Source organism: Verrucomicrobiota bacterium (assembly GCA_027622555.1).
GTDB lineage: Bacteria > Verrucomicrobiota > Verrucomicrobiia > Opitutales > UBA2995 > UBA2995.
On record JAQBYJ010000017.1, the window covers coordinates 55,485 to 68,504 of the forward strand.

Below are 13,020 nucleotides of genomic sequence, written 5' to 3' on the forward strand. Positions count from 1 at the left end.
AAATCGCGGCGTAAAGCCGCTCCTACAGTTGTTAAAAAGCATACTACAACACATCAGTTCAAAGTTTTTAAATAAGCCAACACATCTTCCAGCTCTTGAGGAGAAAGAAGCACACCGAATGGCGGCATAGGAGATATTTCAATCGGAAATCCCTCAGCGATTGTTGCTTGTGGATCCACTAAGCTCTCGCGCAAGTAGTCGTCGCTCTTCCTACCAGCAATGCCATCCAATGGTGGCCCCACCACTCCCCCTACTCCACCAATTTGATGACAGCGTGTGCAGGAAGCAATTTCATGTTCGTAAAACAAAGATCTTCCCCGGGAAACATCACCGGAAACAGTTGAGTCTTCCTTGCCCAAAACTTCTGACAAAGTGAAATCATCAAAGGTGAGTGTGCTCGTGAAAGGTCTGCCTCCCGTATAATTAATATTCACAGATACCTCGTTGTGGGGCCCGGAATTAAAAAACACTTCCCTTTCCTCCCAGGCCATTCTCCATCGCTGGGTGTCCGTTTGAGCTCCGGGGATTTCTGAAACGTTAATATTAAAGCCATTTCCTTCTCTAATCGAAGGCACTGCTGCCCAAGTGGCCAATCGATACTCGGTATTGGGTTTTACGCTTACCTTGTTGGTCCAGGAGAAGGTGGCGCTTTCATCCACTTCTATAGTGAGGAGCTTATCTCCTGATTTGGGCGAATAGGGATCCTTCTCTCCTTGTTCGAATATCAGCTTCGTATCGCCATAGTTGTCTGATGCAGTTAATTTCCAACCACTCGGAACTCTATTCACAACCTCTTCAAATGAACCGTTCGAAATCAGGTTGGGTCCGAGGATCGATTCCCCAAGGTTAACTCCCTGGTTGGCGGCCGCGGCCTTCAGCGCAATCGAAAGCCAGGTATCCTCACGATTTTCACTATCCTGGTAGAGCCTGCGAATCACCGCCTGCAAAGCAGCGTCTTTTGCCAAATGAGCCAACGCCGAAAAAGCCACACGCCGAACATCAGGATCTGCATCCGTAAGAATGGCGGTATCAATAAGCAACTCGCGATCCTGCAACGTGGAACCCAAAGCAGTCGCCGCCGCCTTTCGGATCACAGGATCTTTATTGAGGAGCGCTGCCTGATGAAGGCTTCGGTCAAGTTTCCCAAATCCATGAATGGTCCAGAAGGCATGCATGCCGGCAAAACCACCTGATGTGAGCATCTGCTTCAGCTCGTTTAACACCCCTGATGCTTGCTGCTCAACCAACAGTCGTTGGGCGGTCAAGCGCCAGAACAGGTTGTCATCTTTCAAGACCTCTACCAATTCCCGTGCATTTGCTCCTTGCAGAGTTACGATGGATGACTTCTTGGCACCATCCCAAACCAGACGATAAATGCGGCCATGCTGACGGTCGCGGTTCGGATTCACGTGGGCGTTGCCCGTGCCGTTAACAGCATCATATCCGCCACGAACCACCGAGGGCGTCGGGTTGTGTTGGATAATAAAGTTATACCAGTCCAACACCCAGAGATTTCCATCGGGCCCCACCTCCGCGGCCACCGGTGAAAACCATTCATCGGCACTGGCGATGAGGGAAAAATGGTTCTTCGCAACATAACCGGATCCATCCGGCACATTCTTATACATGCCGAGCAAATTCCCCGTTGGACCCGAAATGAACGCCATGGAACTGCGCCAGGATTCAGGAAAATTACCCGAAGTAGCCAAGGCATACCCGGCGCCGGCTGTGTAACCACCAAAGACATCCACTTGGCGGACATTGGGCGTGATAGGATGAAATGCAGGCGTATCGGCAACCATTTTGGCGGACATCCCTTTTGTATCGGCATAGCCGGTTTCCGGAAACCCACAGAAGAACGCAGGATTGTTGTTGGCAGTTGACCCAAACACATCACCGGACTCATTGAATCCCAGCCCCCAGGTATTGTTGTTGAACTGATGCATGAAGGAGATCTCGGTCCCATCAGGTAACATTTTAAAAACCCCTTGAGCGAATTTCCCTTCTCCACCTTTAACCGGTCCATTGTAACCAGAATAACCTACTGTCCCCCAGATGTGGTTATCGAACCCAACGCGGAGGTTTGACAATACCGCGTGCGTGTCACGGATTCCCCAGCCAGTGTTTAAAACTTCCCGAACATCTGCTATATCATCTCCATCCGTATCTTTTAGAAACAAAATATCCGGGGCGTGCGCCACAAGAAGTCCGCCATTTGAAAACGTGATCGAAGTTGGAACATTCAACCCAGTGGCAAACACCGTGACTTTGTCACATTTACCATCCCCATCGGTGTCTTCCAGGATCTTAATGTTATCACGTCCCTGTCGACTTGATGTAATCTCATTGGGGTAATCCACCGTCTCAGCCACCCAAAGCCGACCTCGTTCATCCCAAGCCATGCTAACCGGGTTTATGATGTCGGGTTCGCAGGCAAATAGCTCCAGGCGAAATCCAACCGGTACACGCGTGTAGTCCATGCTATCCGCAGCAGAAAGCGGAAGCTGATAAGGCAAAGGTTCTGGCCGATTTTCGTAGTTGGGAATGTTGTCCCGTTTTTCGTAGATGAGCGGGGTTCGAGTATCCACAAATTGCTCATAGCTAGCCCGACGTTCATCACCCACGGCCCAAAGAATACCCGCTTTAAGCATTTCATGAAATTCACTGCGACCCCACACGCGCTCGTCATGCCCAGAAGCAGTATAATAGATGCGACCCTTAGCCTGAGTTCTTACCCAAGTCCAAGGTTCGTCCTCGGTTATATTGTCATCGGTTCCAGATACCCTACGTACTTGTAGAACTGTGCGATCCTTTTCATTATGATTTTTGTGCTTGTACGTCTCATCCCAGGCCTCGAGCTCAGGAACACCTTTTACAGCTGAGTGGTCAGGGTCTATCGTCGAAACTTTGAAGACGCCTGTCTTGTGACCGGCAAATCGTCCACCCACCAGTTGATCAAAGTCAGGTTCATTTTGGAAACACCAGCTGGCGCAATGGACCGGCAGAAATCCTCCACCTGCATCAATGAAAGCATTCAAGTTTTTCCACTGTGAGGATGTTATCTCTTTGTGGTTGGCATACAATAGCACTGCATCGAAACGATTTAAATAATCCGCATTGCTCAAAGCCTCTTCTACCGATGTGACATAATCGAAGTAAATGGCCTCAGGTCCCAACGCTTGCTGAAGCATCGGAAAATAAAGATTCGAAGGATGTTGCTCCACATCGTGACCTAGAAAGAGCACGCGAATTGGGCCTTTTTTGGTTTTCTCTTTTGTACCCAACGAACAGCCTGAGAAGAACAAAAGGAAAGAGAAGCTTAAGACTGAGAAGAAGATTTTCATAGATGGGTAATCCTATAAGAAGTGAGGATAGCTATTTTGACAATTAAAGTCTTGGAAGTAATGGCCTTATTTTATGAGATCTTGGCCATCGCATGCCATTTAGTAATCCACCTTTTCAGATCAAAAACCAATTTCTGTTGGAGATAGCACCGGATAGTCATTTCGATCAATTATTCAGTCATATCCCGGGAATCTCATTTTTCGCCAAGAACAGGAAATTGGAGCTCGTTGCGGCAAACAAACGATTCTGGGAGCGTTTACACGTAAAGTCGGAAGCCGAACTCATCGGCAAAAATGATTTCGAACTATTTCCTCAGCGTTTGGCAGAGAACTTCCGTAAAGATGATTTGGAGGTAATGAGTTCAAAAAAACCAAAGTTGGATATCCTAGAACTGTTCTTCGACTCTCTGGGACTACCCGATTGGTTTCTAACCAACAAATTTCCGGTATTTAATCATCAAGGAAATGTGATCGGAGTGATGGGTACCGTTAAAAGCCTGGTACGCGGTGAGCAAACCCTCTACCCTAACCTTCAATTTCATCGAGCCGTAGAATTTCTACGCGGCCATTTCACAGAACAAATTATCTTTTCAGACCTCGCCAAAATGGTCGGCATGTCGGTTCGCCAGTTTAACCGGCGCTTCAAAGAAGCCTTCAACACCACCCCACAATCCTTCCTCATTAAAACACGCATCCAAGCCGCATGCGAGCAACTCCGAAACACTGAACGCCCTATCTCTGAAATGGCTCATGCCCTCGGCTTCTATGATCAGAGCTCATTCACTCTGCACTTTCGGAAACACGTAGGAATCACCCCTCTTCAATACCGGCGTTCACGGGGATGAGGTTAAACCGTAATTGGTTTCCAGGTTGAAATTCTGTTGATGTAGTTTAGAAAACCTAGAATGAGCGATAAACTAACCAAGCGCACAATACTCGTAACAGGAGCGTCAGGAAAAGTCGGGCAGGCCTTTATCAGGAGATTGCAGACTGACGATGCATATCGAGACATTTCGGTTCGTGCCTTCTGCCACAATAGAACACTTCCCGAATCAGAACGCTTGGAGGTTGTTCGTGGTGACATGGCTGTTGCGGAAGACGTGCGTCAAGCGGTTCAAGGTGTCACGCATGTCCTTCATCTCGCTACCTGCAAAGAAACGCCTCAGGACATCATGGATGTTACGATAAAAGGCCTTTTCTGGTTACTTGAGGAATGCCGCAAAAGTCCTACTTTCCGGCAGTTCATTCTTATCGGTGGAGATGCGAGTGTAGGGCATTTCTTTTATCCGCACCCACTACCCGTTACCGAAACTCAATCCCATTCAGCCTATCCGGGTTGTTATGCCCTGTCCAAGGTTCTTGAAGAGACAATGCTGAAACAGTATTTTATTCAATACGACTTCAACGGCTGCTGCTTGCGAGCCCCGTGGATCATGGAGAAAGACGATTTCAAATACACTCTTTCTTTTGGCCCTGATGTATTTGGCGGCCCACGTTGGATGGATCTTGTGTCATCGGACGAAGCCAAAAGCTACTTCCAAACTTCCACAATACCCATAATGTTCGATCCGAATGGTGCACCGGTGAAGCGAAACTTTGTCCAAGTCGAAGACCTTGTTGAAGCTATTCTTTTGTCCATCGATCACCCCAAAGCCCGTCAACAGTTGTTTAATATCTGTATGGACGAGCCGGTGGATTACAGTGAAGTGGGCAATTATTTATCTAGTACCCGAAATCTTCCTACAATTGATGTGCCCACGGATTATCATTCTACATGGTTAGATAACACAAAAGCGAAATCGCTTCTCGGCTGGCGACCCCATTACGATTTGTCTCGTTTGATAGAAAGCGCCTGGAATTACGTCAGAGAAAGCGACGATCCGCGCAAGACCTGGTATCCCGGTTAATCCTAATTGCCGCAGTTGAAGGGCATAAAAGGATTTAAGGTGTTATAGTTAAGCGAGTAGCTCGTTCCGAGACCGAATGTCGACTAAGGGACAGCTACATAACAATTAATTCAAATAATCACCGATGATATATTCGACATTTTCCTACTCTGGATCTGCGTTTATACCAGTTCATCCGTGGTTGTTTTTCTTTAAAACATGAGGGTTCTCGTCTGCTTCGAAAGGTATAACAGACGGAACGGCCGTCGTTTCATTTATCTTGGGTCTGATACTCCCAAAATTACTTCGGCTTTGGTAGGGACGCCTCGCCGAGGTGTCCGAGGATTATGTTTCCAAAATTGCGGACAGCCCGCTTGTCCTGAGGATCTCGAATGGGGAGATCCTTCCCTAGCTTCAAATACCTCGAAGCTGTCTAGCTCCATGAATCTATACTCTTCACTAGACGATTTCCCGCATGGAAACAGTCTGCCGGTTTGTTGCATATAGGCACGGTACTCATCTCCAAATTGTTCGCACATCAATTGTTCCTCACGAGGGGTGCGAATAATATACATCGCTGCAAAAGCGGGCACGACCAACCAACCAGCCAACCAATTCTGTAGCAGCATACCTTGGCCAAAGGCCCACAGCCAGATGGATAAGTACATCGGGTGGCGAACGAACCGGTATACACCGCGAATGATCAATTCATGGTTCTCGCGGAGTTCCAAGCTTACCGACCAGTTCTGACCAAGATCTGCGTGGGACCGCCAGAATAACCAGAGCGAAGCGAAAATGGTCACGGCACCCACAGACAGCACGGGTGTTGGAAGCCGGTAATCTGCAAAATCCAGCAAGGGTGTAAACAGATACAGCAACGGCAGCAGAAAGGTTCCTGGGACCATTCCAGCAATCAGCATCTTTTCAAGCCGGTCCATACGACGAACCGCTTTTTTCTCGGGTTTCGTTCGTTCAATGAATACGTGTCGAGTCCAATAGAAAACAATGAACGCTACAAAGAAAACGATGTTCCAGGGTTCAAGGATGTTCATTGCTGATTTGGATTCAGATTTGCGTAACAAGACCTACCTATATTCCGCCCTCGGGTTTAAATTTTGCAGAAGAGCCAGGAATTGAAAGTAGTTCGACTCGAAGACCTGTATTGCCCCGTGCCTGACGATCAATTCGGACTGTCAACGTCCTGCGACCCTTCATCATAACGATAGGATCAGCCAAGGAGGAAATTTCCTTATCATCCACAAACAGCTTCAGTCCCTTTGCGCTGTTGAGCTTCAATTTTAATTCACCCGGAACCAACATTTCCAAATAACCACGCGTGTAAACAATATCAGTATCACCCAAATCCGAAACGGGTAATTCCCCATCAACCTTACTGTAGGCAGTTGCCCATGGAGCACTTTCGGCAGGCCAATTTTCATTGAGCGATGAAGCGACACTCCATTTGCGAATAACCGGACTTTCGTCATTTTCGTAAGGGCCAGGTTGTCCGAGTAGGGAAATAAATTTGGCGAGATCTAGAAATTCCTGACGACTCTTCAATTGATCCACAAGCCCGGTAGGCATAAGCGAGGGCATCAACGTTCGCTTCCCGATGTTAGCCACCGGCAGCACGATTTCTCGCCCGGCTTGTGAAGAATCCTGAATGATTACTTCCAGTTCGTTTTGAAAGGTAATGACGCCCATATGCGCTGAACCGTCGGCCATGGTGAACAACAGGTTTTCGTAATGCTCGGCAATCGAAGCATTGGGCTCAAGGATGGCTTCAATCATGTAACTGGTAGATGCAGCAGTGCCGACAGCTACCAGGTTGGGTCCAATGGTTGGACCGACAGAACCGATAGCATGACAGCTCATGCAGGCTACTTCGGTTCTACGATAGATCAATTCCCCCCGCGCCGCTATACCAAAACGATCGACGTCAGCAGTGAGTGCATTCCTATCTTCTTTTAGCAGGAGTGACGAAATTGATTCTCCACTTGTCTTCAAAAATACATCCTGTAGGCGTTTCGGAAGTTGTCCCGTTTGGCGATGGTAGGTGGCAACCGTTGCCATGACCTTCGGGTGGATCGAAACACCCGCAAGTGAATCCGCGAGTACCGAATCGCCCCTTCGCATTGTGGTAAAGCTTTTAACCAAGGCTACCGGATCGGCATTACCTGGATCATCCATCAGCACATGGGCAACCTCAACTTTGGCATCTTCCAAATCCGCCACGGCTAGTCCGGTCACGGCATGATAGCGTGTTTCAATATCACCCTCCTTGGCTAAAGTTTTGAGTTGGTTCACAAACCTGGTTTGACCTAGCTGACCAAGCGCGACAGCTGCGGCTACGCGAACGGAGGAAGTCCGGGTTTTATCGAGTAGTATATTTGATAACTCCTCTCCCGCTTCACTGAATTTCCAGCTTCCCAGACTGGAGGCGACGCCAGCCGCGATTTCGTCATTTGAATTTGAGAGCCCTGCCAAAAGTCCGGAGAAATAACGCCCTGGTTCCTGCATTCCTTGTGCGCCTATTTTCTGTAATTCTGTTAATAAAGCAACGGCAGCTGCATCGGAAGGAATACCACCCTGCCCGATTGCATTGACCAAAATTCTGAGAAGTTTGTTACTGGGTGCTGCCGAGAATTGTTTGCGCACCTCGTTGATTTCTGTGGTTGATGGATTGGCCGCCTTTAATAAAGCAGTCAGGCGTTTGTCCAAACCGATACCAGCGGATTGTTCAGCAAAGAGTTGGTGTTTGGGATCGTTGAATCTCAGGGTCTGCTGTTCCATAGCAGGAATGTAATACGGCTCCAGCGCGGTCATCATGGATGGAATGGTCACTTCAATAAATTTGTCCTGATCGTGATTCAATACGTTCAGAGCAGCTGGAAGCGACTCAGCTTCTGGAATGTAACCAGCGGACAAAACAGCCTCCATGCGTGCACGAGGAAAAGGATCGTCGGCCAGGTGAGCAATCATACCAACGGGATCGGTCAGTTGTTCATACCAGTAACGAATAATCCGGGCACCTGCCGACCGGGCGTGTCCGTCCTTTGCATGGATGACCTTGGTAAGAATCGACTCGCTCACTCGCTCAACATTTTGACAGGCCCACATCGCTTCAACCAGGTGATGCTCGTAACGCGCGTCATTGGGATTGAGTGAATCCACCCAACTTTCAACCGCCTGCAATACTTGGTCGGGATTCTGCTCACTCAGCTCCTTGCGCGCTTGGTGACGATTCCAGGTTTGAGGACTGCTCAGTTGCTCAACCAAAGATTCTGTGGATGCCCCTACCAACTTTGGTTTCTCGACCAGAGGTCGATCCTTGTAGGTGATCCGCCAGATGCGTCCGTGCTCATGGTCGCGACGAGGATCACGGAAATCGTGTTGGGCGTGATTAATGATGGAGTTGTACCAGTCGGCCACATAAATCGCGCCATCGGGACCGATCTTGCAGTCGACGGGGCGAAAGTTCGGATGCTTGGAAGTTAATAGTGGTTCCAGTACGTTAGCGGAATAACCAGCTCCGTCTTCAATAAATTCATAACGTACAATCGAACGACTTTTAAAACGGCAAGTTAGTAGCTGCCCCTGAATATCGTCAGGCAAATGGGTTCCTGTTACCAGATCGCCGCCGCATTGTTTTTCCGTACTGATCAAAGGTGGAACACGGGTGTTCTCTTTGAAAGCGCCGGTGCCAGGACTCAAATACAGGATGCGAGGATTGTTCACCATAAACGACTGTCCCCATTCATCAAATACATGGCCCCATGGATTACCGCCTGTGCCTTTGCAGAAGACCTTCAACTCTCCGGTGCGTGGATTGAATTGATAAACTCCACCATTATAGTTTCGCACAATCCCGTGCTGCGTTTCCACTTGAGCATGTAAAAATATGCCCTCTTGAAAATAAAGCCACCCATCCGGACCACGGCGCCAGGCACTGATTGAGTGATGATTGTCTTCAATGCCAAAACCGGTAAGAGCGAGCTCCTTCACATCGGCCACATCATCTCCATTGGTGTCTTTTAAAAAGTAGACGTCTGGTGACTGACCGACGTAACAACCACCATTAGCCAGTTCGATACCCGTTGGCAGGTAAAGACCGTCTGCAAATACCGTGGATTTATCAGCCACTCCATCGTTGTCAGTATCTTCGAGGATAATGATCTTATCGTCAGCCACCTGACCGGGTTGAATTTGCGGATAAGACCATGAGCAAGCCACCCAGAGACGACCACGGGAATCCCACACCATATGAATCGGATTGGCCAACATGGGATCCGCGGCAAAGAGATTGACCTCATAACCTGGGAGCAACTCGAAGTTTTCCAATTCAGAGGCAGGATCATGATTGTTCAGTAGGTCAAGATCAGCGCCTTGAAGATTGGCTGTTTTAATCCCATCTGGGCTCTGAGCCGAGACTTCCGAGAGAAAAAATGAAGATATGAAGAGGGAGAGAATAAACACTTTCATGACAATAATCCTTTGGCTCAGAGTGTGGGCGCAATAATCGGCATTGCGGAGACGCAATAGCCCTACCTTCGAATTGGAAATTGGTAGGACAAGAGCATCCCTGCACTTCCGCTGCATTATCAAAAATACCTTGTTGTTCATTTATTAAAAATTAATTGGTGAGCTTGGTGTCGGGAACCAATTGCCACTCCCGGGTTTTTCGCTCGGGTTGATTGCGCAAGGCACCATCCTTCTGCTTGGTAAGCTCGTTGAATTCGATGATCTCCTGCGGCAACGCCCTTCCACTTGAGGAGTTGCGACGCTCACCCACGATATGTACCTGGTTAAGGGCTTTCCAGCTGTAGATAAACTGAGTGTTCTTATCAATCACAGCAGATCGATAGTCTTCCACCTCCTCGTGAGCCGGAGATGTATCAATAGGCACACCTGCTGCCCATTCTTCGTGGGTGGCGGTGGCCACGGGTTTTCCATCCACCATTAAAGAATATTCTCCGGGCTCCAGATTCTCTATGACCAGGGTGTCGCGATACCCGGAGAGCATTCCCGGCATGCCACGCTCTACAGGAGGTGGCAGAGACGGATGAGAGTTCTCCTTCACTTCGAAACTAAAATTCTGACCAGCTAAATTAAAGCGAGACAGCTCCACCCCATTGGCACTGACCGCGCCCGTCTTGGCGTCGATGTGCAAGCGCCAGGGTTCAGGCCGCTTCGAATCCATACGCATGAGCTGCTCATAAATGAGGTTACTCACCGCCCAATAACCGAAGCTATTTAAGTGAATGCCATTGATCGTATACTGAGAATCTTCGTTATCATCAAAGAGTTTACTGGTCGGTGTAAACAAATCCACATACGGAATAGTTTCCTCCATTGCCACGTTCATCATGGCTTCGGCGTATTGGTTAAGATCCCGGTTCCGGGACTGCCAATTAGGGGTTAAGGTCCCCAGGTTTTCATAAGCGATGGGCGATACCAATATCAAGCGCACGTCGGACTCATCGTTGTATTGCTTACCCCGGTGAGAATCGATGAAAGATAGAAGATCCTTTTTAAAATTCTCCAGTCCCTTATCTCCTGCAAACGATTCAGACATTCCAAAACAGGCAATAATGACATCGGTTTCGTGATCCCTGAGAGTGGATTCTTCGGTTGGGAAATTAGTGGGCCGATCGCGAACCGTGAGGGTATCCCCTGCCCAACCAAGATTGCGCAAGGAAATCGGATCCTCTTCAAATTCCTGAAGCAGGAGGGTTTCCAGGTAACCATTATTGCGCAGTTGATCAGCAAAGGTATTACCAACGATGGCGATATGATCTCCCGGCCCAATCTGGCCACTGGCAAATGTACTGATGCCTAAAAGAATTATGAACGAGCAGAGAGGAACACGAAACTTGTTTGACGATTTCATTACCGGGACTACTTATCCGCGCGCTTGATATTCCAAGTGGAGATCTTTGTATCTGGGCCGGGCAATGGTTTATCCACCGCCCAGAATACGCTGTTAACCAGCATGCGATTAAACGACTCCTCGGCAAAATCCGCTGGGTGTCCAAATGAAGTGCAAAACACTTTTCCGCCCCATTCATTCTCCCAGGCCCACGCTACAATATCCGATTCCAATGTGCTGGTGATCAAAGGTCCGAATTCCTTTTGCAACAGACGGCTATTGCCTTCACCCGTTCCCGTAACGAGAGGAATGCTTCCGCCTTCGAGACGCGTAAGGTAAAGCGTTCCCTCCGATTCCCAGTTGGTCTTTGTGATGTTGGCCATGATCGGGTGCGTAAGAGCCTTCTCAATAACAGAGATCCTCGTGGCACTGGATTGATGCACGACATAGGGTGTACCCAACACACGGCGTCCAAATCCGTCATTCCATTCGTAACGGGAATGACCCTTTGGAAATTTAAACGAGTGGTTTGCCGTGCGGAGCCCAATGACAGGTTTTCCGGATTTAAAATAATCCTCAATCGGCTGCCACTCCTCATCAGGGAGATTTAAAAAACGACAAAAGAAGATCGCTACATCTGCGTCAGCCAAAGCTTCGATTCCGGGGAGAACGTTCTTGGTCTTCTTTTCCGGATCCCCTTCCCCCATCACCACCGTTGTTTCAAAACCCAAGCGTTCGAGCTCTTTCGCAAATATCGGCATGGTCAATTCCGGTGAGTAATGCAATGTGCCAGCGACCAGGACAACATGGGGTTTGTGGTGATCCGCATTCGCCGGATTAGACAGGACGAAAACGGAGAGGAGGATACATATCCACTTTATTACAATTTCTGGGGTCATTAGAGGATTTGGGCAAAATTAAGTTCTTAAGATCTGGTTAAAGGAACAGTCGATTCAATTGAGGTAGAATCATGGGTGTAGCTATTAGTAGCTGATACATTGGAGTCTAAGCCGGTTAGTATAATAAAGCCAAGGCAGGGTTCATATCGTGTAAACACAGGATGCCTCTTTCTGTGATACCACCTCAAAAAAAGAATAGAAACTGAGCTCTTCCGACAATTCAATGATGGAATTACTTTCGGGTGCGTTTCGGGTGCAATTTTATCTGCGGTGAGTATCCGGTCTCTTGGTCGAGGGAACAGCTCAATGCAACTTTCCTTGTAAGCGAGACCAGGGTGACTGCGTCCTCGCAGTGCCGTGTATTTCCAGGAGATTCGGCGGCGGTGCGAGGACGCACTCGCCCTACCTGATTGACTGTGGAGAGCGGGAAATCAGCACGATCTCGCCCAAGGCATAGGCGACATAGGTTCTTATCTCCCCTGGCAGGACGCGTCCATCGGAGCCTTGGCGGAGTTGGAAGAAAAAGCGTCTTAGTTTTCGGAAGATGAAGAGCACTTTAATTAAATGCGGAAGGTTGTTCCGAGCGCAGCGACAAGATCCGCCTTCGCCTTTTCAGGCTTCGGCGAGACGCAGCCGGGCTCGAAGAGTTTCGAGCAACTCTGTTGCGACACGACCGACAGTGAAACTGATCGGAACACCGGAACAGGCTGAAGCTAGAATAAATGGCCGCTACCGAGCGCATCCGCGTGACATGACCACAAGAAAACAAGGAGCGCAAAGAGCGCAGAATATTCTTCAAATAGAAGTCTCGAATATCACTCACTTCCCTCATGACTTTTTGGATTGTGGGCGTTACCCAATTCATTTCTATCTTCTGCTACCGAGAGGTTTTTCTCCTGTTTCTGGACAAATTTGAAACGACCAATCTCACGGTTAAACTCGTAAAGATCACCTAGCTAGACCCTGTTCGAAAAGCCGCTGGTTGTCCGTAAAATGCGCATGATAAAGTTTTGGAAAACCAG

At 48.5% G+C, this 13,020-nt stretch carries 7 protein-coding genes; 2 read left to right on the forward strand and 5 right to left on the reverse strand.

Going from position 1 to position 13,020, the window contains the following annotated elements; genetic code table 11:
- Window positions 1-53: 53 nt before the first annotated feature.
- Entirely contained in the window at window positions 54-3,344 is a 3,291-nt protein-coding gene (locus O3C43_06775; GenBank protein MDA1066191.1) for a ThuA domain-containing protein, read from the reverse strand.
- 92 nt (window positions 3,345-3,436) lie between these two features.
- Here O3C43_06775 and O3C43_06780 point away from each other — a divergent pair, with 92 nt between their 5' ends.
- Window positions 3,437-4,189 (forward strand): AraC family transcriptional regulator, encoded by a 753-nt coding sequence (locus tag O3C43_06780; GenBank protein ID MDA1066192.1) that lies wholly within the window; start codon window positions 3,437-3,439, stop codon window positions 4,187-4,189.
- A 60-nt stretch (window positions 4,190-4,249) separates the two neighbouring features.
- On the forward strand, window positions 4,250-5,251 hold the full coding sequence (locus O3C43_06785; GenBank protein ID MDA1066193.1) for an NAD(P)-dependent oxidoreductase: 1,002 nt from the start codon (window positions 4,250-4,252) through the stop codon (window positions 5,249-5,251).
- 254 nt (window positions 5,252-5,505) lie between these two features.
- On the opposite strand, the gene O3C43_06790 is transcribed toward O3C43_06785, so the two are convergent.
- The 4 genes from O3C43_06790 to O3C43_06805 form a co-directional block, all read right to left on the reverse strand.
- Complete coding sequence (locus O3C43_06790; protein MDA1066194.1) at window positions 5,506-6,282, reverse strand: protein-S-isoprenylcysteine O-methyltransferase; 777 nt, start codon at window positions 6,280-6,282, stop codon at window positions 5,506-5,508.
- 37 nt (window positions 6,283-6,319) lie between these two features.
- Window positions 6,320-9,712, reverse strand: a complete 3,393-nt coding sequence (locus tag O3C43_06795; protein ID MDA1066195.1) for a HEAT repeat domain-containing protein — start codon at window positions 9,710-9,712, stop codon at window positions 6,320-6,322.
- A gap of 151 nt (window positions 9,713-9,863) precedes the next feature.
- Complete coding sequence (locus O3C43_06800) at window positions 9,864-11,120, reverse strand: SGNH/GDSL hydrolase family protein (GenBank protein ID MDA1066196.1); 1,257 nt, start codon at window positions 11,118-11,120, stop codon at window positions 9,864-9,866.
- A gap of 8 nt (window positions 11,121-11,128) precedes the next feature.
- Window positions 11,129-11,998, reverse strand: coding sequence for a ThuA domain-containing protein (locus tag O3C43_06805; protein ID MDA1066197.1), 870 nt, complete (start codon window positions 11,996-11,998; stop codon window positions 11,129-11,131).
- Between the last annotated feature and the right edge of the window lie 1,022 nt (window positions 11,999-13,020).